Genomic DNA, 25452 nt, shown 5'->3' with positions numbered 1-25452 from the left:
GGGATCATGGACGCGAGTCCGGTCCCACCGGCTCCGTCGCCGGGACCCGCCCGGCCGTGCCACCGACACGAGAGGCCGTGCGTTGACCCGATCCGAGGAGATGCGCATCCGCATCCTGGACACGGCACACGAGCTGCTGAACACCGACGGACGCGACGCCGTCACGACCCGGGCGATCACCTCGGCACTGCACATCCAGGCCCCGACGATCTACCGCATCTTCGGCGACAAGCAGGGCCTCCTCGACCAGGTCGCGCTGTACGGCTTCTCCGCGCACCTCGCGACCTGGACCGGGTGGACGCCCGGGACCGATCCGGTGGACTCGCTCCGGCAGGGCTGGGACATGCACGTCGACTGGGGCCTCCGGCACCCACAGGTGTACTCGATCGCGTACGGCGAGCCACGGGTCGGCTCCTCCTCCCCCGCCGCCGACGCCATCGACGCCATCCTCCGGACGCAGATCGAGGAGGCCGCGGCGGTCGGCGTGCTGGCCGTGCCCGTCGAGGTCGCCGTCAGCATGATCCGCGCCGCCGGCGTCGGCGTCGTGTTCACGCTCCTCGCGATGTCGGCGGAACGGCGCGACCGCACCCTGTCCCATCGCATCCGTGAGTCGACGTTCGCGGGAGTGTTCGCACTGGGTACGCCCGCACTGGACCACGGCGGGGCCGCGATGCAACTCCGGCAGCAGCTCGCCGGCGCGACCGTGCTGAGCGCGAACGAGCGTGCGCTGCTCGGCGACTGGCTCGACCGGCTGGCAGCCCCGCTCCCCTGAAGCGGGCGGCCGCGGCGGCGGGGCGTCTGCGACCACATGCCGAGCCGGACGCTCGAACCCGGAGCTGCTCCGTCGTCGACGCGCGGTCGACGTCGGAGGTGGGTCGTGCCTCCAGGCCCGTCCGTCAGGGCGGTGGTCAGGGCACCGGTGCCAGCCGGTAGAGCACCTGCGGGCGTCCCCGCCGACCGTAGCGGTGCGCGAGGTCGATCGCGCCCGTCGCGACCAGGTGGTCGAGGTACCGCCGCGCCGTCGCCCGCGACGTCCCGGTGGCTGCCGCGACCTCGTCGGCCGACCGGGCGACCGCGGGGTCGAGCGCCGCGACGACCCGTTCGAGCGTCGGCGCGCTCACGCCCTTGGGCAGCGGTCGCCCGGGGGTGTCCGCGGCGGCACGCGTGGGGACGGCGACGCGCACCGAACCCGTGGCGAGCAGCCGGTCGACGTCGCCCTGTCCCATCGGCACGGCGCGATGCGGGGTCTCCCGTCCGCGACGCTCGGCGGCGTACGCACGGAGGCGGTCCTGCAGCGCTTCGCGGTCGAACGGCTTCATGAGGTAGCCGACCGGGTGCGCGGCGAGTGCCTGTCGGACGGTGACCTGGTCGCGCGACGAGCTCACGACCAGGACGTCGGTGGCCTCGACACCCGCGAGGCGCATGCGGTGCAGGACCTCGACACCGCTGATGTCGGGCAGGCGCATGTCGAGGAGCACCAGGTCGACGCCGTGCTCGACGTGGGCGAGCGCGGCGCTGCCGGACGCTGCGGCGCCGACCACCTCGAACCCCTCGGTCGCGGCGACCCACCGCACGTGCAGCGCGCGGGCACCGGCGTCGTCGTCGACGACGAGCACGCGGACCGGCGGCGTCACGGCGCCACCGCCATCTCGACGTCCAGCCGCGCCCCGCCGAGCGACGCCGACCGCCCGACGACCACCGAGCCGCCGCGGTCGGTCGCCGTGCGTCGCACGACCGCGAGCCCGACGCCACGACCGAGGCCGGTCTCGTCGGCCTTCGACGACCAGCCGGACCCGAGCACCCGGTGCGCGTCCGCCGGGTCGATGCCGGGGCCGTCGTCCTCGACGGTGACCGCCACCACGTCGCCCCGGGTGCCGATCGTGCAGCGCACCCGTGCCGCACCCGCCTCGGCGGCGTTCCGGCACAGGTTCGCGACGACGAGCAGGACCTCGTCGTCGAGCACGACGTCGTCGGCGACCCGCAGCTCGAGCGTGGCCCCGTGCGCGTCGACCTCGGAGCGCACCGCCTCGATCGTGGCGGTCGCCACGGCGCCGCGCCGCGGGGACCCCGCGCCGCCTCCGCTGGTCAGCCCTGGTGCCACCGCGTCGATGTACGCGAGCGCGTCCGGACCGTCGCCCTGCGCCACGAGCCCGCGGACGACGTGCAGCCGCGTCCCGAACTCGTGCGCCTGCTCCCGCAGCGCGTCGGTGGTCCGCCGCACCTGTCGGCTCTCCGCGTCGACGGCGTCCGCTCGCCGCAGCCGCCGTGCGATCCCGAGCGAGAGCAGCACGCTCGCGAGCGTCGCCACGACGAGGGCGCCCGTGCTCCAGGGCAGCAGCGCGCCGAACGCCCGTGCACGGTCGGCCGCGATCGCCGACTCGAGCACGCCGACCGCGACGATCCCGACCACCTCGCCGTCGTCACCGACGATCGGCACCTTCGCACGCAGGGTCGGGCCGGACGGACCGGTCTCGGTGCCGACGAACCGTTCGCCCGCGAGCACTGGCGCGATCGTCGTCTCGACGAGCTCGCCGCGCTCGGACGGGTCGGGGTGGGTGATGCGGACCCCCTCGTCGTCGGTGACCACGACGTAGGAGACCCCCGAGGCGCCCTCGACGAGGGCGGCGATCGGCTGGAGCGACGCCGTGGCCGACGCCAGACCGTCGGCGTCGGCGAGCGCTCCGGGAGCGCCGGCGTCGACGACCGACGTGACGGCGGCCCGGACCTCGGGCAGGTCGGCGAGGTTCGACGCGACACCGGACACCTGGTCGACCACGGAGGCCCGGATGCTCTGCTCCTGCACGGCTGCGGCGACCCCCGTGGTCACGCCGGTCGCGGCCAGCACGATGATGCTCGGCAACGCCAGCACGGCGCTGCGTCCGAGTCGGGTGGCACGCGGTCTCCTCACCGTGGTCCCCCTCCGGTCGTCACGTCGTGAGCGTCAATGAGCACAACTCCGCCGTCGGATGCCGGTCCGGACGGCGGCTGCCATCGTACTTCTCGACCTGCGGCACGACGACGTGCGCAGGAGGGAGCCATCCATGACAGAGCAGTCAGCACCGGCGACGCCCGCACGGCCACGGGGCCGTCGCGCCGTCGCCCGCGCGGTCGGCGCAGCCGTCGCCGCGGTGTCCATCGGCGTCGCGGCCTTCGGGTCCATCACCTCCGCCGCGGCCGGGGGTGACCCCACGACCTCCGTCACGATCGTGGCGCCCGCTGCGGCCGGCGGCGGCTGGGACGGCGTCGCGCGGTCGATGCAGCAGGCGCAGCGCGCGAACGGCATCGTGAACTCGGTGCAGGTCGTCAACATGCCGGGTGCCGGCGGCACGATCGCGCTCGGCAACGTCGCACGGCTCGAGGGTCAGACGGACACGCTGCTCGTGGGCGGGACCGGTCTGCTCGCCGCCGAGGTCCAGTTCGGCTCCGCCGTCACCCACGACGACATCACGCCCCTCGCGGTCACGGTGGAGGAGTACGACGTCATCGTCGTCCCCGCCGACTCGCCGTACGAGACGCTCGACGACCTCGTCGACGCCTGGCGCGAGCGGCCCGGCTCCGTGCCGTGGACGGGCGGCGGTTCGTTCGACCAGCTCGTCGTCACCGACCTCGCGGTCTCGGCGGGTCTCGACCCGGCGGACACGAACTACATCCCCTCGGACGGTGGCGGCGAGGCCATCCAGGCGCTGCTCAACGGCACCGCCGCGGCGGCCTCCGGCGGCTACCCCGACAACATCGACCAGATCGAGACGGGCCGTCTGCGCGCGCTCGCGCTCGTGGCGCAGCAGCCGGTCGAGGGCATCGACATCCCCACCGCCGTCGACCAGGGTTACGACGTGACGCTGACCAACTGGCGCATGATCGCCGCACCCGGGGGCCTCGACTCCGCGGAGAGGACGCAGCTGACGGGCATCGTGCGCGACACCCTGCGGACGCCCGAGTGGCGGGACGCGATGGACCGGTACCACTGGACCGAGCGGATCATCACGGGCCGCGAGCTCGACGCGTTCATCGACGAGGAACGCGAACGCATCCAGGGGCTGTACGAGGAGCTGGGCCGATGACCCGTCCGAGCAACCCCACGTCGTCGTCTGCCGTCGTCGGGCAACGCCTCACGCTCCGCGCCGACCCCGGTCGTGTCGCCGAGGTGGCGAAGGAGCTCACCACGCCGGCGCTGTTCACGGCGTTCGCGGTGTACCTGGTCGTCGGCATCGTCACGATGGAGGTGCCCGCCGGCACGGCGTTCCCGGGGCCTGCGGTGTTCCCGGGGATCGTCGCCGCGGCGCTCCTGCTGCTCGCGGCGCTCCTCGTCGTCCGGTCCGTCCGGCAGCTGCGGCAGGTTCCGGCCAGCGAGCCGGCCGCCGGAGACACCGACCCGGCCACCGCCGGAGTCGCAGCCCCGACCACCGCCGGAACCGCGGCCCCGGCCGCCGCGGGCACCGCCGCGACCGCCGCAGCCCCGCCCAGCACGGCCGACACCGCCGTCGCAGCCGACGCCGCCGCCGCCGCGCCACAACGCGCCGTCCGCGTCGACTGGCGTTCGCTCGCCTGGGTCGTCGTGTCGTTCGCCGCGTTCGCCCTGCTGCTGAACGTGCTCGGCTGGATCGTCGGCGCGGGCCTGCTGTTCCTCGGCGTCGCCAAGGGCCTCGGCGCCCCCGGCTGGCTCCGCCCGCTCGTCGTCGGACTGACGGTGGCTGCGCTCAGCTACATCGCCTTCGACATGGTGCTCGACCTGTCGCTGCCCTCGGGCATCGTCGGATGGAGGTTCTGACATGGACGTGCTCGGTCTCCTCGGTGACGGGTTCGCGGGAGCCCTGACGCCCGCCAACCTGCTCTGGGTCGTCGTCGGCTGCCTCCTCGGCACCGCCGTCGGCGTGCTCCCCGGTCTCGGGTCGTCGATGGCGGTGGCGCTGCTGCTGCCCGTGACGTTCTCCCTCGACCCGACGGCGGCGTTCATCATGTTCGCCGGCGTCTACTTCGGCGGCCTCTTCGGCGACTCGACGATGGGCATCCTGATGAACACGCCGGGACAGGCCTCGGCGATCGCGTCGACGTTCGAGGGCCACAAGATGGCGTTGAACGGTCGGGCGGCGCAGGCGTTGGCGACCGCGGCGATCGGCGCGTTCGTCGGCGGCATGGTCGCGTCGATCCTCGTCGTGTTCCTCGCTCCGGCGCTCGCGACGTTCTCGTCGAGCTTCGGTCCCGCGGAGTTCTTCGCTCTCGCACTCTTCGCGTTCGTCACGACGTCGTCGGTCGTGACCGACGACGCCCTCAAGGGACTCGGGTCGCTGTGCCTCGGCCTCGGCATCGCCGTCATCGGCGTCGACGGCATCTCCGGCGCACCCCGTTTCACGATGGGCGTCCCGGAGCTGTTCGACGGCATCTCGCTCGTCACGGTGACCGTCGCGATCCTCGCGCTCGGCGAGGTCATCCACGTCGCGTGCCTCGCCCGGCACCTCAAGGACGGGAAGATGGTGCGGGCCACCGGTCGCCCGTGGTTGTCGCGCAGGGAACTGCGCGAAGCGGCGCCCGCGTGGTTGCGCGGCACCGCGATCGGGTTGCCGTTCGGGGTCGTCCCCGCAGGCGGCTCCGAGATCCCGACCTTCCTGGCGTTCGGCCTCGAGAAGCGGCTCGATGCCCGACGGAAGGACCCGCAGTTCGGCCGCGGGGCGATCCGCGGTCTCGCGGCGCCCGAGGCTGCCGGCAACTCGACGACCGGCATGGCGATGGGCGCACTGCTGTCGCTCGGCCTCCCGGTGTCGGCGACCGCCGCGATCATGCTCGCCGCGTTCCGGCAGTACGGCCTGCAGCCCGGACCGCTGCTGTTCGACCGGTCCCCCGACCTCGTCTGGGCGCTGCTCGCGTCGTTCTTCATCGCGATGGTGGTGCTGCTGGTCATCAACCTGCCGTTCGCGATGCTCTGGGCGAAGCTGCTCCGCATCCCACGCGCGTACCTGTACGCCGGCATCGCGGTGTTCTGCGGCCTCGGCATCTACGCGACGAGCGGCTCGGTGTTCGACCTGCTCATGCTGCTCGGCATCGGCATCGTCGGGTTCCTCATGCGGGCGCTCGACGTGCCGCTCGCCCCGCTGGTCATCGGCATGGTGCTCGGCCCGCTCGCCGAGACGAGCCTGCGCGACGCCGCGCTGAGCGCCGACGGGGACTTCTCGGTGCTCGTCGCCGGACCGATCCCGATCGTGCTCTACGCCGTGCTCGCCGTCGTGATCGCCCTCACCGTCCGCAGCCGCCTCGTCGCCCGACGAGCGGCACGACGGGCGGCCCAGGGGGCCGTTCCGCGGGAGCTCGTCGACCGCTGACGGGGCATGGTCGGTCCCGACGCGACAGCGAGACGGACGGGAGGCCCGTGGGGACGCCGCCACGGGCCTCCCGTCCGTCGTTCCGCACCTCGCGCTGGCGCTCCGCGATCGCTCACCACCGGAGCGCGGGTCAGTCCGGGAACAGGGCCGCGTGCAGCGCGGACGTCTGCGCGCGCCAGAACACGCGCGACACCGGCCCGCCGCTCACGGGGTGCGTGCCGGGACGATGCCCCGCGGCCCCCACAGCTCACCGAGCGTGACCGTCGCGACACCGGGCACGCTCAGGGCCCGCACCGCCGCGGCCGTCCAGGCCCGTGCGGCCGCGCTGTGCTGGTCCGGGTCCGTCGCGTCCGGGACGAGGTGCGGTCCGTACCCGCCTGCCGCCGTCGCATCGGTGACACGCGGCCGCGGCGACGTCGCCACCGCGTTGAAGCGCGGACGCAGCGTCACCGGTCCGACGTGCAGCGGCCTGCCGGCAGCCAGCCTGGAGGCGCTCATCGCCACCCAGCGCAGCATCCGCAGTGCCTCGGTCACCTGGGCACGCGTCCGGTCGTGCATCTGCGGCGTCACGCTGAACGACAGCGGGCCGTCCCACGCGCTGTGGAGGTCGATGGCCCGGTTCAGCTCGGTGAAGTGCGCACGCGTCCCCGCCACGACCTCGAGGTCGCCGACCGTGCGCGCCGCATCCAGCAGGGCCCGCTGCAACGGTGGCGTGGTCACGTGCGTGACGGGGTCGTACGCGCCCACCCGGGCCACCGGTCCCGCCTCGAGGACGGCGTCGACCGCGGCACGGAGGGCGTCCGGGTCGTCCGTGACGAAGCGGACGTCCAGGGGTGCTCCACGCGCGTCGCGCCGGGCCAGTGCGAGCAGGCTCCTGGCATCGGGCTGGTCGAGGACCGGCTCGACCAGGACCGGTGCCGGTGCCGGGAGGTCCGCGGCGTCGGGTCGCGTCGCGGCCGGGGCCGACGACGCCGTGTACTGGAGGGTCGGCGACGGGGTCCGTGCGGAGGTCGGAGCCGCGCCGTCGAGGGCCGCGAGGTCCGCGGCGGGGGCGGGAGCGCCTCCAGGCCGTCGCGTCACGCGCAGCGTGAGCGCCTGTCGGATCCGGGTGCGGGCCGGGAGTGCGACGGGGAACGGCTCGGCGAGGGGTGTCGAGTACGTCTTGAACGAGGCGTCGGTCCAGTTGCGCTGGTCCTCCGACTCGAACACCGCCCCGTCGAGGTCGAGCGCGAGCTCGTGGTCCCCCACCCGCCACGTGAGACCCACGACGTCCGTCGCCGGCTGGTGCGGTGCGATCCACGTCGGGAAGGACTGCTCGGTCGGCGGACCGACGGGATGGCGGACCGTGACGGGCAGCCCGGCGACCGTCGGCGGGTGGAGCACGACGAGGCCGATGCGGTTGCGGCGGAACGCGGTGGTCGTCGTCGCGGTGGCCTCGACGCGCAGGGTGTCGCCGTCGACGACGAGGTCGAGCGTGGAGCGGAGCACCTCGTGGGCGTCGAGGGTGGCTGCGACCTCGGTGCGGATCCGGACGCCGGTCGCGGTCGGGGTGGTGCTGCGGTGCGTCACGGTGTCGTCCGCGGTGCGCCAGTCGTGGTCGCGGGTGACGAACCGGACGCCGCGGAGCACGACGACCCCGTCGTGGGCGAGGTCCGCCACTTCCGCCCCACGGAGGGTCAGTCGCCACGGTCCCGCGGTGACCGTCTCCTCCGGCTCGGCGCTCGGCCAGGGCGGCAGGGGTGCGTCCCAGGGTCGTCCGTCGGCGACTCCGTGTGCTGCTGCTCCGGCTGCTGCTGCTCGCCCGGCTGGTCCGTCGTGCACGGTCGGCTCCGTCAGAGGCTCGTCATGCCGCCGTCGACCCGGAAGACCGACCCGGTGGCGTAGGAGGACTCGTCGCTCGCGAGGTAGACCATGATCCCGGTGACGTCCTCCGGACGTCCAGGCCGACCGAGCGGGGTGCGCGACACGATCGCGGCGCGGGCCTCGGGGTCGTCCGCGATCGTCGTCACCAGGCCCGTCTCGGTGTAGCCGGGCACGACCGTGTTCACGCGGATGCCGTCGCGGGCGTACGCCATCGCCGTCGCCCGGACGAGTGCGTGGATGCCGCCCTTCGTCGAGCTGTACGCCGCGAACGTCGAGCCCTCGCCGTTGAGGCCAGTCGGGCTCCCCGTCGCGATGATCGACCCACCTCCGTTCGCGAGCATGGACCGCACCGCGTGCTTCACGGTGAGGAACGTCCCCGTCAGGTTGACCGCGACAGTGCGGTTCCACGTCTCGAGGTCCACGTCGGCGACCGCGGCGTCGAGGCCGAAGAGCTGGACACCGGCGTTCGCGACCACGACGTCGACGGTGTGGCCGGCCCGCGCGACCGCGTCGTAGGCGGCGACGACGCTCGACTCGTCGGCGACGTCCATCTCCTGGGCGATCGCGTTCGGTGCCGTGGCAGCTCGACGGGCGGCGTCGGCGTCCCGGTCGGCGTAGACCACCACCGCGCCCTCGGCGACGAAGGCGTCGGCGATCGCGCGGCCGATCCCGTTCGCGGCGCCGGTGACGAGTGCGGTCTTTCCGGTGAGGCGGTCGGTCATGGTGTTCCTGTCTGTCGGTGGTGCTGGGAGCGTACTGCTCGGGTTCGCCTGGTCGGGCTGCTCGGGTTCGCCTGGTCAGGCCGCTCGGCGCAGGCGGACGGCGATGTACGGACGGCCGGGGAGATCGACCACGAACCGGCCGGAGACGCCCCTGGCCACGGTCTCGACCGTCGTGTTCCAGGTGTCGATGACGTCGACGTCCCAAGTGGTGGACGGGTCGTGGAAGAATCGTCGGAAGGTCGGCTGGCTGAAGCCGAAGTAGTAGAGGACGTGCTCACCCACCACCCCGGCGGCCGGCGCGTCCCAGTCCCCTGCGACCGGTTCGAGGACCCCGCCGGGCGCCTCCTCGGTGATCCGCGCGAGGAACGCCATCCGCTCGGGGCTCGTCCCGTGGAGGTCGCCGCCCTTCGCCCACCAGAGCACCTCGTCCGGGTCGACGTAGGTCTCGCCGTGCCCGACGTAGCCGCCGCGGACGGCGCCCTCCCAGCACCGGCGCACCATCTCCTCCCCGGAGATGTTGCCCCAGCCCTGGTCGATGTTGCCCTCGTACGCACACTCGTCCACCACGACGGGCTTCTGCCAGCGCCGCCACTCGGTCGTCATCTCAGCGGTCTTGTACGCGTCTGTCCGCTGCATGCTGACGTGGGTGATCCACGGCCGACCCTGGTCGTAGACCACGCGGCAGTTGTGGATCGAGCGCAGGTGGTCGGTCGCGTCCCACCGCTGCACGATCCCCGCCCACCGCTCCCAGTCCGCCTCGGTCTTGTCGAAGAGCAGGTCGAACTCGTTCGCCATCGACCACCAGACGTTCCGGAACGCCGAGAGCCGGGCAGTGGCGTACCGCACGTAGCGGTCGTCCGACGCCGGGTCCATGCGGGAGAACCCCCACCGGTCGTAGGCGTGGAAGAGGATGAGGTCCGCTTCGATGCCGAGGGAGTCGAGCTCGTCGATGCGCTGCTCGAGGTGCGCCCAGTACGCGGGGTCGAACCGGTCGAGGAGGAAGCCGCCGTCGCTGTCCCGGGTGAACGGGAAGCGCTCGGGTTCGTTGCTGTTGAACGTGTACGACTTCGGGAACACGCACATCCGGATCTTCGTGAACGGTGCGCTGCCGAGGGTGCGGAGGGTCCGTTCCTCGAGGTCGTCACCCTGGTGGGTCCACGCGTACGCGGTCGTCCCGATCGGCAGGTACCGGGTGCCGTCCGCGTACCGGAAGTGCATGCCGTCGACGCGGACCGGTCCCCTCGACGTGCTGGCGGTGACCTCGAACTGTCCGGCGAGCCGGTCGAGGCTGGCGGCGTTGCTCGCGGTCTCGAACCGCCAGGTCCCCTCGACCGGAGGGAGGAAACGGATCCGGTAGCGACCGTCGCCGTCGTAGAACCCCAGGACCTCGGCCGCGGCACCGTCCGGGCCGAGGAACCGCGCGGTCAGCTCGACGTCGGTGAAGGGGTTGCCGTGCGCCGGCCCGGCGATCACCACCTCGAACCGTTCCCAGCGCCCCACCGACGGCGCGTGCGTGGTCTCCGCCGACCCGACCGCGGTTCCGGCCGGCTCGTACTGCGCCGACGGTGCGCTCGGGGCAGGGGTCTGGTTCGCGGTTCGGTCGGTCGACCCCGGGGCGATCTGTGCGAGTTCGGCGAGGACGGCCTCGCGGTCCGCCGTGGACAACTCCTCCTCGGTGTCGAGCACCAGGCCGAGCGGCTGCGAGTGGAACGTGTGCAGCAGGGTCGACCCGACGATGGACGGGGCGTGCCGGCGCAGCACGTCGGCGGCCGAGGGGTCGCGGAGGACGTCCCAGAGCGCAGTCCGTGCGCCGAAGGTCGGTTCGGTGGTCGTCATGGTCATCCCTTCACCGCGCCCGCGAGGGCGCCCTGGACGAAGTAGCGCTGGAACAGCAGGTAGACGATCAGCACGGGCAGGATCGACATGATGATGTACGCGTTCAGCTGGGGGTAGTTCGACCCGTACTGGGTCTGGAAGTTCGTGATGCCGAGCGGGATCGTGAACTGGTCGGTGGTCTGGAGGAGCGTCAGCGCCATCGGGTACTCGTTCCACGTGGACACGAAGTCGAGGATGAAGAGCGCCGCGAGAGCCGGCTTCGCCAGCGGCAGGATGACCTGCCAGAACAGCCGCCAGTTCCCGGCGCCGTCGATGCGCGTCGCCTCGTCGAGCTCTTCGGGGATCGCCTTGAAGAAGCCGTAGAGGATGAACACCTGGTAGGAGACACCGAACGCCAGGTACGGCAGCATCAGGCCGACCTTCGTGTTCAGCAGGTTCAGGCTGAGCATGGTCGAGAACAGCGGGCCGAGGGCGACCTGCACCGGGATCAGCGTCCCGAGGGCGATGACGCCGAGCAGGAGCTGCTGCCACCGGAACTTCAGCCGGGACAGCGCGAACGCGGCCATCGCGGCGAGCAGGAGGCCGAGTGGCACCTTGATCACGGCGATGACGAGGCTGTTCGCGCCGGAGACCCAGATGTTGCCGATCTGTGCGGCGTCGGTGTAGTTGCCCCACTCCCAGTGCGTCGGGAGCGCCCACGGAGCCAGGTTCGCGACGTCCGCCTGGCTCTTCACCGACGTGATGAACATGAACAGGAACGGCACGATCCAGATGATCGCCGCGACGACGAGCGCGATCCAGAGGCCGATCAGCGGCCAGTCGCGACGACGCTCGCGTCGGGCCGCCGTGCCACGGTCGGCGCTGGAGCGTCGCTGCCCGGCGTCGGAGACCACGGGTGCGGGTTCGATGGCGGTGCTCATGCTTCCTTGCTCCCTCGGAAGGTCCAGATCATGTAGGGGACGACGAGGATCATGCTCACGACGAAGAGGACGGTCGCGATCGCGTTGCCGAGCCCGAACACGTGGTTCGAGAACGACTGCTGGTAGGACCACAGCGCGAGGACCTGCGTCGACTGGGCCGGTCCGCCTCCCGTGGTGCCGACGATGAGGTCGAACACCTTGAGCGAGCTGATCATGGTGAGGACGACGACGATGATCGTGGTCGGTCGGAGTGCCGGCCAGGTCACGGCGCGGAAGATCTGGACCCTGCCGGCGCCGTCCAGCTTGGCCGCCTCGACGAGTTCCTCCGGGACGTTCTGCAGCCCGGCCAGGTAGAGGACCATGTTGAAGCCCGCGGTCTGCCAGACGAAGGCGACGAAGACCGCGTACAGCGCGATGTGCGCGTCGCCGAGCCAGTCCTGGGCGAGCGCGTGGAGACCGACCGCGTCGAGGACGCCGTTGACGAGTCCGGACTGCGGGTTGTACAGCCACACCCACATCGTCGCGACGGCGATCGAGGCCAGGACTGCGGGGATGTAGAACGCCGACCGGAGCAGGTTCCGACCGAACAGCTTGCGGTTGAGGCCGAGCGCGATCCCGAGCCCGAGCGCCGTCGGCACGAGCAGGGACAGGACGACCCAGACCACCGTGTTGCGGAAGGCGGGCCAGAACACGGGGTCCTGGGTGAAGATCCGGACGTAGTTGTCGACCCCGACGAACGTCTTCGGCGACGTGATGAAGCCGTCCCAGGAGAAGAAGCTCATCACCACGGTGGACGCCATCGGGTAGACGAGGAACCCGACGAACAGCACGAGCGTGGGGAGCACGAAGGGCAGGGCGCCCCGCCATCCCGAGGCGGAGCGCCCCCCGCGCCGACCGGTTGCCGGTCGGCGCGGGGAGGTGACGCGCGCGGACGACATGGAGGTCAGTTCCCCGAACGGTTGTCGATGAACGTCTGCATCTGCTTGCCGGCGTCGCTCGGCGCGATGGAACCGGTGGCGACACCGTTCATGATCCGCCAGTACTCGGTCGTGACGTCGAGCGGGAGCGTCTGGTCGTTGTTCTGGAACTGGCCCTTCGCCTGGGACGCCAGCTCGTTGAACGGCTTGCTCAGGCCGACGCCGTTGTCCTTCACGGGGACGCCCTCGACCACCGGCACCTGCGACCAGGAACCGGCGTACTTCGTCTGGGTGTCCTTGCTCATCCAGAAGTCGAGGAACTTCGCTGCGGCGTCCGGGTTCTTCGACGTCTTCGAGATGTAGTTCGCCTGCTGCAGCCCGTAGATGCGGCCGGTGCCGGTCGGGAACGCGAACACACCGAGATCGCTCGTCGGGCTGAACTTCGCCTCGTCGAGGAACCCGGCGAACCAGTCGCCCTCGAGCGCCATCGCCGCCTTCTTCTGGTAGAACACCTGCTGGCCCTGGGCGTCGCTCATGCTCACCCAGCCCTTGTTGAAGTACTTCGTCGCCCAGGTCTTCAGGTCGCTGAACGACTTCGTGACGCAGGCCTCCTTGCTCCAGTCGGCCTTGAGGCCGGTGAGCTGGTCGTTGAGGTCGGCGCCGCAGTTCGTCTCGAGCAGGTTGTCGAGCAGCCGCATCACGTACCAGTTGACGTTGCCGCCGAACTCGATCGGTGTGATCCCGGCGTCGCTGAGCTTCTGTGCGTCGTCGACGAGCTCGTCGTACGTCGTCGGGGTGTCCGTGATGCCGGCCTTCTTGAACAGTTCCTTGTTGTAGACGACCGCCTCGACGTTCGCCGTGTACGGCACGCCGTGGTAGCCGCCGTACTGGGTGACCGACGAGAGCGCGGACTTCGTGAAGCGCTTGTCCCAGCCGTACTGCTCGTAGTACTTCGTGAGGTCGAGGTCGACGCCCTGCTTCACGTAGGTCCCGCCGAGTCCGAGACCGGACCACTGGAAGTACACGTCGGGCATGGCCGGCGTGCCGGCCGCCTGCCGCAGCGACGTCTTGAGGTTGTCGGTGCTCTTCTGCGTGACGTTCACCGTGATGTCGGGGTTCGCCTTCTCGAAGTCGGCGACCATCGACTTGAGCGCCGTGGCGGCGGGCCCCTGCTGGGTGGTGATCCAGTAGTTCAGCGTGGTCTTCCCGCTGCTGGCGTTCCCACCGGCGGAACAGCCCGTCAGGGCCAGTGCGATCGCGGCACCCGCGGCGACCGCCGCGACACCGATCCGTCGTCGTGCCATGTCATCTCCCTTGATGTCCGCGCGTCGGCTCCGACGGCGGTGACGTGAGCGCGGTGTGTTATCCGTAACACCCCGGCGTTACGCATAACATAGACACGCGCCGAGCACGACGCAAGCGATTCGACGAAATTGGTTCACCGGTTGATAGGAGGAGACGCCGTGGTCTCAGGAACAGAGGCGTCCGGGCGCCGCCCGAGCATGGCCGACGTCGGTCGGGCAGCCCACGTCTCCGCACAGACCGTCTCTCGGTACCACACCGGCGGGTACGTCTCCCCGGACGCGCGGAAGAGGATCGAACGAGCGGTGCGCGACCTCGGCTACCAGCACAGCCGACTCCCCGGGATCCTCCGCTCGCAGCACACTGACACCCTCGGGTTCATCACGATGGGGCCGTTGAACTTCGGCAACACCGGGATCCTCGCCGGGGTCAACCGCGCCGCCCGCGACGAGGGACAGCAACTCCTCACCGCACAGCTCGACCTCGACCCGTCGGCCCCGAGCAGCACCGCGGACATCCGCCGGACACTGCAGAGCCTGACCTCGATGCGGGTGGACGGCATCGTCGTCGGTACGCCCTACATCGGGGTCGAGGCACTCCTCGACGAAGCCGGCTCCGTCCCGGTCGTGTCGTTGTCCGAACGGGCACCGGACGGGGTCGACACCGTGCACGCGGACTCGTACGGCGCTGCTCGCCTCGGGGTGAGGCACCTCGTCGAGCTGGGACACCGGCGGATCGTGCACCTCGCCGGACCGGACGACCGCAACGAGGCCAGCGAACGTGTGCGCGGGTACCTCGACGAGCTGGCCGCCCACCGCCTGGCTCCCCTGCCCGTCGAAGCGTGCGCCGAGTGGGACGCCGACTCCGGTGCGGCCGCAGCGCGACGGGTCGACCCGACGACGTTCACCGCCGTGGCATCGGGCAACGACGAGATCGCGCTCGGGTTCATGAGCGTCATGCACGAACGCGGACTCCGCGCTCCCGACGACTACTCGATCGTGGGCATCGACGACATGCCCGAGGCGAAGTACTTCACGCCGGCACTGACGTCGGCGCGGCTCGACTTCGAGGCGCTCGGCGAGGCGGCACTCCGGCTCGTCCTCGACCGGATCCGCGGCACGTCGGTCGTGCAGGAGCGCGTGCTGCCGAGCGTCCTCGCGGTGCGGGCGTCGACGGCCGAGCGCCCGCGCTGACTTCCGGGACGGCCTGTCCGCGAGCGGCGGCAACGGAAGATCTGAGACGACCGCGCCCGGGACGAGAAGAGCCCCGACGGGGATACCGTCGAGGCTCTTCGATGTCGTGCGGTGGGCTGTCTTAAGAACCCGTCGATGCCTGGAGTGGTGCGGAGGACGACGGGCGGCCTGGTCGCCCTATCCTCTGGCGACGCCGGGGCTATCCTCTGGCGAGGGACGGTGCGCTGCCGAAACGGGCGCTGACCAGCGATTTTCCGACTTCCGATTCAGTCGCGCCGGTTCGCGAAGGGGCGCTTTCCACCGCCGATACCTCGGACAAAGCCTTCGATGAGAGCGTGCTCCTCGGCCACCACGCCCTCATCGGACGGATCGGCGGACACTCGCCAACACACGCGTAGCTCGTCGGCGTCGGCGAGTTGGAACACCGACACACCGCCGGAGTGGTTGTCAGCTCTTCCGGCGCCGGTGCGGCGGAACTGCTTAAGCCTCCGGTGGAGGCCATCGCCTCGCTTCCCGGACCGAGCGAGCCCGACGTAGAGCACCTGGCAGTCGTCGACCCACGCCTCAGCGAGCCGTTCAACGGGTTCAGTGAAGTCGCGATGCCTCCCAGCTGAGTTGGTACTGGCGAAGCCTGGGCTTCGAGTGTGGTCGCGAATGACCATGTAGACACCAGGCGCAGAAGGGGGCCGATGAAGCCGGAGCTCGTCGAACCGACGGAAACCCTCGAACCCCGCGTCGACCAAGCCTTCGATCGTCCAGCTGGCGGGAAGCACAGGCGCTACGTCAGAAGCTTGCATCACTGCTCGGCGATCCGCGCGACGCTGACTTCAACGTCGAGCGCTCGGAGTGCGTCGTACTGTTTGACGAGGTTCACCTTCGTGAAGGTGAAGAGGTTGTCGACCGTTACCGGCTTCGACGAGCCGATCGCTAGGACGACGCGCGAGACCGTTGCCTGAGTGATGCCGCCGTCAGACTCCTCGACGATGCGCTTCATCCAAGCCGCTCGCGCAGACTCATCGCCTGCGAGTGCGTCGGTGGACACAAGTCCCTGTGCGAGCAAGTGGCTCAAGTCAGCCGAGCTTCGTCGTCGTTTGACGTGGACGAGGGTGCCCTCCGGCACAAAGATGTCACACGGTTCGATCCCTCCCCTATGAAGCGGCGTCTGGATCAGCTTCCGATCAAGGCTCAAGCCGCCTACCTCCGCGGCCGCCCGCAGGTTGTATTCGCGCTCGTCCTCGTCAGCCGGCCAGGCCGGGAATTTCACGGGTGCGTCGCGGGCGAGTATTTCCTCGACCCTCTCGTCGATGCGCGCAAGATACCGGTCATCCATCCGGAACCACTTGCCGTCGTGAAGGCAGAAACGCTTCTCGTCCTCTCGGACCTCAAACACCAGCCACCTCCATAGCGGCACGTCGTTCGAGACACGCGTCTCCGGCTCGAGGTCCGGACTGCTGTACAACACGACGCGGATCGTGTCGAGACGGTTCCTCAGTTCACTGCGAGGAATCTCTCGCAACCACTGCAAGACCTCATCGAGCTCGGGCACATCACCAGAAACCCGAGCAGTTCGATCGCCGAATCCGAGCACCTTGCAACCGGCGACCGGTCCGTAGAGATCGAGCCGCTCGTGCGGCCAGGACAAGCCGAGTCTCTTCGGGTCGTCGGAGAGAATCTCGTCCAGCAGCTTGTCTTCCAAGCCGGCGGCTCGTTGGTCGCGCGGCTTCAGCGCGATGAGCTGTTCAACGCTCTCGAGTCCGGGGCGAACATCCTTGGCCGTGAGGCCGACCAGGACGTCTAGATCCGCGAGAAGTCTGTCTGCCTTCTTCGCCAACGGGAGGTTGAGGGACTCAGCTGCTCGGATCGAGATGATTCCTCCACCGACGCTGAGCCCTGGAATCTGGGCCTTCGCCTCGATCCGGCTCACGACTTCACCGTACCCATCGACACCCAAGTCGCGAACCGTACTCCCGTTCGGCAACGAGCTCCGGTCAACGCGAGCGCGATGATCTAGCACGGTCTTCGTGACCGACTTCACGGAGTCCGCGATCGCTGAACGGGCAACGATTCCGGGTCCGAATGCGTAATCGACGCGCTCAGCATCGACGTAGTGGAACCCCGTTCCCCACGTCAACACCCAAACCGACCCATGGTTGTCGGGGATGGCGAGCGCCGCTCCAGGCGAACTCGACGCCGCGTCTACAGGCTGACCAATCAGGAGCGCGACGTCGCTCGTCCACTTTGCGGAGGAGGACGACGACCCCAACACAAGGCGCGCCGCACGTCCGCCAAGATCGACATCGTCGATTCTGAAGCGATCGGGGTCCTCGATCTTCTCCGGGATGAAGACTGTGTCAACGGTTGTTCCGTCGATCATTCGATACAACGTCGTTCGTTTTGTCTGAACCGTCTCGATGTCTGCCATGCAGCCCACCCTCCCCCATGTTAGGCAAAGGTTCCCGTCCTGGCGGGACCCCTAAGACGGTATACAGCATTTCCGCCCCGAGTGGAAGTGGACGAATCAAACAACCGTGATTCAGTGCTCTGAACACGGGGCCGCCCGTCGTCGACATTCGTCCGTCCGACCTAGTTCGTCACTGCTTCCTCGAAATCCTTCGCGACCTGCGGCACAACAGGCCGTCCCGACGAGCGGACGCGCTCAAAGTGCAGCGGAAAGTCGGAAACGCCACACTCATCGAACACGAACTACCCTTCACTACGAACACCCATACCCGCCTGAAACGGGCAACCACGCCATAGGGCTCGTCAAGGACGTCAACCGAGCTGCAGTAGTCCCAAGTGTCTGAAGACGAGCGTTCGGTGCACTACGACACAGCGGAATCTGAACGCTAGTCCTCGTAGAACTCGGATGTCGATCGAACGATCCGACGCGTGAGGAGCGAGTCTCGCGCCCCTCGCAGTGAGTCCATGACGTCTTGCGTGAGTTCCGGGACCAGATCCTCAATCGCACCATCCGTCGCTTCGATCAGCGCTGCGCCGTCGCGGGATTCTCGGTAGGTGGCATCGAGCCGAGGCAGGTGCTCGTGCATCTCTGGGGACGTTGGGATTAGCAGCGCAGAGACCTCGCTGGGGACGAGCTCGAGCACGCCGCCGCCGAAGCTCCTGCCCTCGATCTCGGCGGACAACAGGGTTAGCGAGTTATGGAACGAAGCCGTTACGTCGTTCGCGGTGACGCCGCTACTAGCGAGCACCTGCCCTTTGTAGATGGTGTCGGTCGTGATTGCCTTTGCGTGGTTCGCGATCACGCGGGGAAACTCGTTCGACCTCTTGGACAACAGCAAGTCCCCCGCCGACACGATCGGCACGCGGTACCACGGGGTGCGAATCCTTGTCTTGTACCTGGTGTGAATGTCGAGCAATTCACCCCTGTGGATGTATTCAAGCGCCTTGCGGACCTTGGTCGGGTCGGGGCGGTTCGCCGCGAAGCTCAGGATCCAGGAAGGCTGATCCTCATCAGCGAGCAGTCCGTGATCTTCGCCGGTGAAGAAAAGGCCCCGCGCCTGACGCGATCTGCCGAGCAGTGGCAGCGCCCACGGCTCCAGCTCGTGCGCTCGGACCTCGCTCGTTGATAAGCAGAAGTACGCGTTGGCGCCGGTCACGGTCGACACACTGAAACGTGCGACTCGGCCGAGCGTGTCCACAGACTTGAGTGCCTGTGCGAAGCGGTAAGCCTCTACCTCCGCCGGCGACAGAAGGTATGCCGTCCATGTCTTGGCATCGCGATCTACGACATGCGTCCAAGTGTGACTTCCACCGTTATGGTCGGCGAATTCGACAGTGGACGTTTGGTTTGAGGACGTGCGACGGCCAGACAACACCAACACTTCTTGGAGTACAGCAGGGAAGGAGCCCGGCTTGAATAGATCAATCGACAGGTCGGTCGTGTTGTCGAGCAGCCAACCACGAACACGACTCGCTGACACTCCTGTCAAAAACTCCGTTGGGAGAATGACCGAGAACACGCCACCGTCAGCAAGGGAGTTGAGCGCGAGGAGGAACACTGGAATCCAGAGATTAGACACTGATGAGCCGACAACCCCAAGCTCGGAACTGAGATCCTTCGCGCGTTGCTTGTCTTCGTCGTTGATGAACTGGAACCGCACATAGGGCGGATTCGCGAGCACAACGTCGTAGTCGCGCGTATTGCCCGCGGTGTACCACTCAAGAACGTTCGCGTTCAGCACCCGCCCGGGCAGCTCAGACCGATCCAGGAAGCGATCGATCTTGGTCGCCTCAGAATCGAGCAATTCGATCGCCTCGACGTGGCCCACCCTCGAGCCGAGCGCGTGCGCCTGTAGCCCACGAAGGAACGCGCCATCCCCAGCGGTAGGCTCCAAGACCCGGAGCCCATCGCGACTCGCCAGGAGCGTCTGGACCCGATCGAGACAAAGCTTTACGAGGATCTCCGGTGAGTAGAACCCGCCTCGCAGCTTCTCTGGACTGACAGCTTCACGGGTACGCACGTCTCACATGATACCGCTGCTTCAGAAACTGAAGCAAACCGGCGTTCTGATGGAAGCCCTCCCGAGGTTGAGGGTCGTGAGATCCTTCATAGATGGACGTTAGGTTCGTAGCGCAGCCCTTCGAAAACGAGAAGAACCTCGCTGACTTCATGGCGCATGTAAGCGATGGAGCCTTTTCCGAGGTCCAGATTGCGGTCGCGTGGGCGAAGCGCTCGGGTCTCGGTCGCGCTCGCGAGTATCTCGAGGCATTCCGCAGCGCTGGAGGCAGACTCTCGATGATCGTGGGCGTCAGTGAGGGAGGCGCAACCCGTGAGGGTCTGGAGCTTGCACTCGAGTTAGCGACCGAAGTGCACGTCTTTCATGACCCGCGGCGCACGTTCCATCCGAAGGTCTATGTCGCGACCGGCGACGATCGTCAGTCGCTGTTCGTGGGCTCAAGCAACCTGACGGCGGGCGGACTCGGCTGGAACTACGAGGCCTCGATCTGGCTCGACTGGCAAGATGCTGTTCCTAACGAGACCGTTGTCGAGGTGCAGACTTGGTTCGATCGGCTCCGTGCGGAGGCGGGCGCGTGCCTCCCCCTCACGAGTGACCTCATTGACAGGATGGTCGCCAGCCCCGACATTTTGATCAACTCCGAGCTCAGGGCCAAACGGGTCACGCGCAAAAGCGATGACGCGCCGGAGGATACCGACAGCAGGGAGATTGGCGCAGCGGCCGGTCTGTTCGGCGCCGTCACCGCGCCGCTGAGGAAGCTGCCAGCACTGAGTTCGAAATCCGCGGTGACATCACGGACCAAGGTCGTCGACGTCCGTACGCTCAGTACAGCTGGGGCACCGATGACAGGAGGCGACGCCATCCCCTTCGGCGGCCAGACCGTAGTGCGGCGCTGGTATCGCGAGCTTGGCTACACGCAGGCTCAACAGAAGCGAACTCCGACGACTCAGGTCAAGGGTTCAATGACGCTCACCAAGGCTGGCAGCGAGGTCGACCATCTAACCTACTTCTACGACTCGTTCTTCGCAGGGCTGCCTTGGTCGCCGGTCCCCAACACCTCGGACCAGGTGGAGGTCGAGGTAGCCTTCCACGTTTGGATCGACGGGCATGACCTGGGGGTCCATGAGCTTCGGATCAGCCACGCACCTCACCGCGCTTCATCGCAGGGCAACGTACCGACGTGGCTGCACTGGAACACGCTCGGTGCGTACCTCCAGTCCACGAACTACGTCGGCTTCTATGCAACGCTCGAACGCCTCCAAAACGACGAGTTCCGACTGATGATTGACCACAGTCCGGCCGGCGTATACATCAACTGAGCCGGGCTCGGCCGAGGCCGCCAAGGAAGCTCATCGGCGGCGTTGTCCGACCGCGCGCTCGATCACGGACGTTGTGGTCTCTTGGACGCGCGGGACTGCTGAGGGTTCGGCGACTGCTGCTGGAACAGGAAAAGGAGATTTCGCGCCGACGGTGACTTCCGCCGATGATGTCGGTCGCGGAAGCAATCATCACGACACCTCCGACATTCAGCCCGGACAGTTCGTAGGAGCTTGGTATAGCTGATACCGAAACGATGGGTGGGTGGAACACGACAAAGATCTGCATAAGTTCACTTCACACCCTCAACGGTGGTTGAGATGCAGGGCGCGGTTCCCCTGGGACACGCAGGACAGACCCCGATTCGGCTGTGCAGCGTCCGAAACTGAGGGGTCCTCCGGTGACCCATCGGCTATTGGGCGCCTGACGCCTCGAGGCGGTGCATGGTGAACTGAGCCGATGATCGCCTGAACCCGGAAGCCCAGGAGAACGAGGAGAGGCCCGCAGCCACAAAGCTGCGGGCCTCTCCTCGTTGTTGAGTTCTTAAGACAGTTCTTAAGACGCCCCTGCGGTCGGGCTGACAGGATTTGAACCTGCGACCCCTTGACCCCCAGTCAAGTGCGCTACCAAGCTGCGCCACAGCCCGCGAGGCCCGACGAGCGGACCCCACTGCCCCGTCCGGAGCAGCCCGACCAGCATAGCGGACACCGGAGCCTCCCCGTGCACAGCGCGTGGAGACGACCCTCGTAGGGTGTCCTGATGCCCTCCCGCACCACCCGCCTCGCCATCGCCCTGACGACCGCCGGACTGCTGCTCGGAGCCGCAGGCTGCACCGGCGGAGCGCAGACCGCGCCGCGGGCCACGCTCGCCGCCGCCGCGTCCGACACGGTGACCGTGGTCGCCCAGGCGGACGCGTCCGATCGGTCGGTCCGGGCGAGTCGCGCGCTCTTCGCGTCCGCACCGGGTGCGGTCGTCGCCCCGGCCGACGATGCGAGCGCAGTCGCGGCGGCAGCGAAGGCGGCGGAGCGCGCGCACGTGCCCGCACTCGTGACCGACGCCGACGACAGCCACACGGCGCGCGCCGTCTCCCGCGAACTCGACCGCCTCGGCGCCCGCTGGTACCAGGCCGAGGGCGAAGTGTCGCTGGACACGGACGTCGAACAGCGGCAGGCGCCCGAGGGCACGCACGCGCCGGGCTCGACCCGTGCCTCCCGGCCGGCGACGGTGGTGGTGGCGGCCCGCAGCGCGGACGCCGCGGTCGTCGCGACCGCGCGCGCTGCCGGGGCGGAGGTCGTGACGATGCCGGACGGCGTGACCGACCCGGCGGCTGCGCCGGACGTCGTGACGGCGCTGCACGAGCAGGAGGACCACCCGACCGTGCTCGTGGGGAAGACGTTCGGCGACCTGTCTGACCCGGACTGGACGGTCCGTGCCGCGAAGAGCGGGTGGCAGCTTCCGCACGGCGGTCAGCGCCCGTTCGACGGCCACCGCTACGTCGCCCTGTACGGCGCACCCGGCGCGCCGGTGCTCGGTGTCCTCGGTGAGCAGGACCCGGAGGCGACGGTCGCGCGGGCGGAACGGCTCGCCCACCGCTACGACGACGCGTCGGACGAGCCGGTCACGCCAGCGATGGAGGTCATCGCGACCGTGGCGGCTGGCGCTGCCGGCGCGGACGGCGACTACTCGAGCGAGCTGCCGGTGTCGACGCTCGAGCCGTACGTGGACGCCGCGCACGACGCGGGGATGCCGGTGATCCTCGACCTCCAGCCCGGCCGATCGGACTTCCTCGCCCAGGCGAAGCGCTACGAGTCGCTGCTGTCGAAGCCCGGCGTGTGGCTCGCGCTCGACCCGGAGTGGCGGCTGACGAAGGACCAGGTGCCGCTCCGCCAGATCGGCACCGTGAGCGCCGACGAGGTGAACCGCACCGCGGACTGGCTCGCCGACCTCGTGCGGTCGAAGGGGCTGCCGCCGAAGGCGTTCGTCCTGCACCAGTTCCGGTCGGCGATGATCCAGGACCGCTCGTCACTGGAGCAGCATCCCGAGCTCGACGTGCTCATCCACGTGGACGGGCAGGGGTCGCAGCCGGAGAAGCAGGCGACGTGGAAGGCGCTGCACGAGGGCGCACCCGTCGGCGTGCACTGGGGCTGGAAGAACTTCATCGACGAGGACCAGCCGATGCTGTCGCCGGAGCAGACGATGCGGGACGTGCGGCCGAGTCCGGCGCTCATCACCTACCAGTGAGGGGCCCTGTGGACGGGGGCACGTCATCCACAGCCGGGAGGCGCGGGTCGGCTTCCGTCGGTCGCTCCTGACACCATGGGGTCATGGACTCCCCCGACACGGCTCCGACCGTTGACCCACCCGTCGCGGGTGGTGCGCTGCCCGCCGGCATCGCTCCGCCGTCGGCGGACATCGCGGCCGAGGCGCAGCAGGCGCTCGCTGCGCTCACGGGTCGGCCCGACGCGGTGTTCCACCCCGGGCAGCTCGAGGCGATCTCGGCGCTCGTGGAGCACCGGCAGCGTGCGCTCGTCGTGCAGCGCACCGGGTGGGGCAAGTCCGCGGTGTACTTCCTCGCGACGCTGTTGCTCCGGCGGCGCGGGGGTGGGCCGACCGTGCTCGTGTCGCCGCTCCTCGCGCTGATGCGCGACCAGGTGGCTGCGGCCGCCCGGGCCGGGGTGCGAGCGGTGTCGATCAACTCCGCGAACGCACACGAGTGGGGTGAGACGCAGGCGGCGCTCGCCCGTGACGAGGTCGACGTGCTGCTCGTCTCCCCCGAGCGGCTCAACAACCCGCGCTTCCGCGACGAGCAGCTGCCGACGCTCATCGCCCGCATGGGCATGCTCGTCGTGGACGAGGCGCACTGCATCTCCGACTGGGGCCACGACTTCCGCCCGGACTACCGGCGGCTCGCCGAGCTCATCCGTTCGCTGCCGCACGGCGTGCCGGTGCTCGCCACGACCGCCACCGCGAACGAGCGCGTGGTCGAGGACGTCGCCGAGCAGCTGACCGCCGGCCCGGACGACCCCGTGTTCACGATCCGCGGGTCGCTCGCGCGGGCGTCGCTCCGGCTCGGGGTGCTCACACTGCCGGACGCACGGCAGCGGCTCGGGTGGTTGTTGGCGCACCTCGGTGACCTCCCCGGCAGCGGCATCATCTACACGCTGACGGTCTCCGCTGCCGAGGACATCGCGCGGCTCCTGCGCGAGAACGGGTACGCCGTCCGCGCCTACACGGGGCGTACCGACACCGAGGAACGCGAGCAGCTCGAGCAGCAGCTCAAGGGCAACGAGCTGAAGGCCCTCGTCGCCACGAGCGCGCTCGGCATGGGCTTCGACAAGCCGGACCTCGGGTTCGTCGTGCACGTCGGGGCGCCGTCCTCCCCCGTCGCCTACTACCAGCAGATCGGTCGTGCGGGGCGTGCGACCGACAACGCCGACGTACTGCTCCTGCCCGGCCGCGAGGACACCGAGATCTGGCAGTACTTCGCGAGCGCGTCGATGCCGACCGAAGCTCGGGCCGCAGCGGTGCTCGACGCCCTGTCCACGTCTGGATCGGCTCTCTCCACCGTCGCGCTCGAGGGACTGGTCGACATCAAGCGGTCCACGCTCGAGCTCCTGCTCAAGGTCCTCGACGTCGACGGTGCCGTGCAGCGCGTCACCGGCGGATGGGTCGCGACGGGTCAGCGGTGGGAGTACGACGCCCCGCGGTACGAGCGGGTCGCCGCGGCCCGTGCTGCCGAGGCCGCGTCGATGCTCACGTACGAGTCCACGTCGGCGTGCCGGATGCAGCTCCTGCAGCAGGACCTCGACGACCCCTCCGCGGAGCCCTGCGGTCGCTGTGACAACTGCGCGGGTGTCTGGTACCCGGTCGACGTCTCGTCCTCCGACGCCTCGGGTGCGGCCGCCGCGCTCGACAAGGTCGGGGTCGAGATCGCACCGCGCGCCCAGTGGCCGTCGGGCATGAGCGCGCTCGGCGTCCCGGTCCGCGGCAAGATCGGTGCCGACGAGCTCGTCGAGCCCGGGCGTGCGGTCGCCCGTCTGACCGACCTCGGCTGGGGCGGTCCCCTGCGTGCGCTCTTCGCGGCGACGACGCCCGACGGCCCGGTGTCGAAGGAGCTCGTCGACGGGTGTGTCCGCGCGCTCAAGGACTGGCCGTGGGTCGAGCGACCCACGGGGGTGGTCGCGATGTCGTCCCGGTCACGACCGTCGCTCGTCGCGTCCGTGGCCGAGGCCATCGCCACCATCGGTCGGCTGCAGTTCCTCGGGACGCTCGACCGGTCCGGGGGAACGCCACGGGGCGACGGCGCGACGAACAGCGCCTACCGGCTCTCCGGCGTGTGGGACACGTTCGTCGTCGGTCCGGAACTGACGGCCGCCCTGCAGTCGCACCAGGGGCCGGTGTTGCTCGTGGACGACCTCGTGGACAGCCGGTGGACGATGACGGTCGCAGGGCGGGAGCTCCGACGGGCCGGGGCGTCGGCCGTGCTGCCGTTCGCGCTGGCGACGGTGGCCTGACGCTCCGGCGATCCCGCCGCGTGCCGGATCGCGCCGGCTGCCGCCGCGGAGGGACGCTGCGCCGGCTGCGGGCGCC

General features: G+C 69.4%; 19 protein-coding genes and 1 tRNA gene. 8 read left to right on the top strand and 12 right to left on the bottom strand.

Annotated features, from left to right (window positions below; translation table 11 throughout):
- Nucleotides 1–82 precede the first annotated feature (82 nt).
- Nucleotides 83–772, top strand: coding sequence for a TetR/AcrR family transcriptional regulator (locus tag ACRQ4C_RS06360; protein ID WP_439690521.1), 690 nt, complete (start codon nucleotides 83–85; stop codon nucleotides 770–772).
- A gap of 136 nt (nucleotides 773–908) precedes the next feature.
- Here ACRQ4C_RS06360 and ACRQ4C_RS06355 read toward each other — a convergent pair whose 3' ends face one another.
- Nucleotides 909–1634 (bottom strand): response regulator, encoded by a 726-nt coding sequence (locus tag ACRQ4C_RS06355; RefSeq protein ID WP_439690520.1) that lies wholly within the window; start codon nucleotides 1632–1634, stop codon nucleotides 909–911.
- A complete protein-coding gene (locus tag ACRQ4C_RS06350; protein ID WP_439690519.1) occupies nucleotides 1631–2908 on the bottom strand; it encodes an ATP-binding protein in 1278 nt (425 codons plus the stop codon). Before ACRQ4C_RS06350 ends, ACRQ4C_RS06355 begins: the two co-directional genes overlap by 4 nt.
- 133 nt (nucleotides 2909–3041) lie before the next feature.
- Between ACRQ4C_RS06350 and ACRQ4C_RS06345 the strand changes: the two genes are divergently transcribed.
- The 3 genes from ACRQ4C_RS06345 to ACRQ4C_RS06335 are packed head-to-tail and all read left to right on the top strand — an operon-like array spanning nucleotide 3042 to nucleotide 6314.
- Nucleotides 3042–4061, top strand: coding sequence for a tripartite tricarboxylate transporter substrate binding protein (locus tag ACRQ4C_RS06345; protein WP_439690518.1), 1020 nt, complete (start codon nucleotides 3042–3044; stop codon nucleotides 4059–4061).
- On the top strand, nucleotides 4058–4768 hold the full coding sequence (locus ACRQ4C_RS06340; RefSeq protein ID WP_439690517.1) for a tripartite tricarboxylate transporter TctB family protein: 711 nt from the start codon (nucleotides 4058–4060) through the stop codon (nucleotides 4766–4768). The genes ACRQ4C_RS06345 and ACRQ4C_RS06340 overlap by 4 nt, the downstream gene beginning before the upstream one ends.
- Before the next feature lies 1 nt (nucleotide 4769).
- On the top strand, nucleotides 4770–6314 hold the full coding sequence (locus tag ACRQ4C_RS06335; protein WP_439690516.1) for a tripartite tricarboxylate transporter permease: 1545 nt from the start codon (nucleotides 4770–4772) through the stop codon (nucleotides 6312–6314).
- 204 nt (nucleotides 6315–6518) lie between these two features.
- Here ACRQ4C_RS06335 and ACRQ4C_RS06330 read toward each other — a convergent pair whose 3' ends face one another.
- The 6 genes from ACRQ4C_RS06330 to ACRQ4C_RS06305 all read right to left on the bottom strand — a co-directional run bounded on the left by ACRQ4C_RS06330 (nucleotide 6519) and on the right by ACRQ4C_RS06305 (nucleotide 13876).
- The gene (locus ACRQ4C_RS06330) at nucleotides 6519–8135 is read right to left on the bottom strand and encodes a hypothetical protein (protein ID WP_439690515.1); all 1617 of its coding nucleotides are present in this window, start codon (nucleotides 8133–8135) and stop codon (nucleotides 6519–6521) included.
- A gap of 11 nt (nucleotides 8136–8146) precedes the next feature.
- Nucleotides 8147–8899, bottom strand: coding sequence for an SDR family NAD(P)-dependent oxidoreductase (locus tag ACRQ4C_RS06325; protein ID WP_439690514.1), 753 nt, complete (start codon nucleotides 8897–8899; stop codon nucleotides 8147–8149).
- A 75-nt stretch (nucleotides 8900–8974) separates the two neighbouring features.
- The gene (locus ACRQ4C_RS06320; RefSeq protein WP_439690513.1) at nucleotides 8975–10735 is read right to left on the bottom strand and encodes a DUF5605 domain-containing protein; all 1761 of its coding nucleotides are present in this window, start codon (nucleotides 10733–10735) and stop codon (nucleotides 8975–8977) included.
- Nucleotides 10736–10737: 2 nt separating this feature from the next.
- Nucleotides 10738–11655, bottom strand: coding sequence for a carbohydrate ABC transporter permease (locus tag ACRQ4C_RS06315; protein WP_439690512.1), 918 nt, complete (start codon nucleotides 11653–11655; stop codon nucleotides 10738–10740).
- Entirely contained in the window at nucleotides 11652–12500 is an 849-nt protein-coding gene (locus ACRQ4C_RS06310) for a carbohydrate ABC transporter permease (protein ID WP_400415775.1), read from the bottom strand. The genes ACRQ4C_RS06315 and ACRQ4C_RS06310 overlap by 4 nt, the downstream gene beginning before the upstream one ends.
- A gap of 98 nt (nucleotides 12501–12598) precedes the next feature.
- A complete protein-coding gene (locus ACRQ4C_RS06305; RefSeq protein ID WP_439690511.1) occupies nucleotides 12599–13876 on the bottom strand; it encodes an ABC transporter substrate-binding protein in 1278 nt (425 codons plus the stop codon).
- A 159-nt stretch (nucleotides 13877–14035) separates the two neighbouring features.
- On the opposite strand from ACRQ4C_RS06305, the gene ACRQ4C_RS06300 reads away from it, so the two are divergent.
- Nucleotides 14036–15067 (top strand): LacI family DNA-binding transcriptional regulator, encoded by a 1032-nt coding sequence (locus tag ACRQ4C_RS06300; RefSeq protein ID WP_439690510.1) that lies wholly within the window; start codon nucleotides 14036–14038, stop codon nucleotides 15065–15067.
- A 266-nt stretch (nucleotides 15068–15333) separates the two neighbouring features.
- Here ACRQ4C_RS06300 and ACRQ4C_RS06295 read toward each other — a convergent pair whose 3' ends face one another.
- From ACRQ4C_RS06295 to ACRQ4C_RS06285, 3 genes are all read right to left on the bottom strand, one after another.
- Nucleotides 15334–15810: a hypothetical protein gene (locus tag ACRQ4C_RS06295; protein ID WP_439690509.1), complete on the bottom strand. Its 477-nt coding sequence runs from the start codon at nucleotides 15808–15810 to the stop codon at nucleotides 15334–15336.
- Between the two features lie 53 nt (nucleotides 15811–15863).
- Nucleotides 15864–17489, bottom strand: coding sequence for a DUF6119 family protein (locus ACRQ4C_RS06290; protein WP_439690508.1), 1626 nt, complete (start codon nucleotides 17487–17489; stop codon nucleotides 15864–15866).
- A 424-nt stretch (nucleotides 17490–17913) separates the two neighbouring features.
- Nucleotides 17914–19548, bottom strand: coding sequence for an Eco57I restriction-modification methylase domain-containing protein (locus tag ACRQ4C_RS06285; RefSeq protein ID WP_439690507.1), 1635 nt, complete (start codon nucleotides 19546–19548; stop codon nucleotides 17914–17916).
- A gap of 92 nt (nucleotides 19549–19640) precedes the next feature.
- On the opposite strand from ACRQ4C_RS06285, the gene ACRQ4C_RS06280 reads away from it, so the two are divergent.
- Nucleotides 19641–20864: a phospholipase D-like domain-containing protein gene (locus ACRQ4C_RS06280; RefSeq protein ID WP_439690506.1), complete on the top strand. Its 1224-nt coding sequence runs from the start codon at nucleotides 19641–19643 to the stop codon at nucleotides 20862–20864.
- A 570-nt stretch (nucleotides 20865–21434) separates the two neighbouring features.
- Here the strand turns inward: ACRQ4C_RS06280 and ACRQ4C_RS06275 are convergent.
- Nucleotides 21435–21508 (bottom strand) — tRNA-Pro (locus tag ACRQ4C_RS06275).
- A gap of 113 nt (nucleotides 21509–21621) precedes the next feature.
- Between ACRQ4C_RS06275 and ACRQ4C_RS06270 the strand changes: the two genes are divergently transcribed.
- Both ACRQ4C_RS06270 and ACRQ4C_RS06265 read left to right on the top strand, forming a co-directional pair.
- The gene (locus ACRQ4C_RS06270; RefSeq protein WP_439690505.1) at nucleotides 21622–23103 is read left to right on the top strand and encodes a hypothetical protein; all 1482 of its coding nucleotides are present in this window, start codon (nucleotides 21622–21624) and stop codon (nucleotides 23101–23103) included.
- 83 nt (nucleotides 23104–23186) lie between these two features.
- Nucleotides 23187–25376 (top strand): RecQ family ATP-dependent DNA helicase, encoded by a 2190-nt coding sequence (locus tag ACRQ4C_RS06265; RefSeq protein ID WP_439690504.1) that lies wholly within the window; start codon nucleotides 23187–23189, stop codon nucleotides 25374–25376.
- Nucleotides 25377–25452: the final 76 nt, after the last annotated feature.

This window comes from Curtobacterium sp. SP.BCp (genome assembly GCF_051903255.1).
In the GTDB taxonomy this organism is placed as follows: Bacteria; Actinomycetota; Actinomycetes; order Actinomycetales; family Microbacteriaceae; genus Curtobacterium.
The sequence above is the reverse complement of the archived record's forward strand: the minus strand, read 5'-3'. Positions and strand labels throughout refer to the sequence as shown.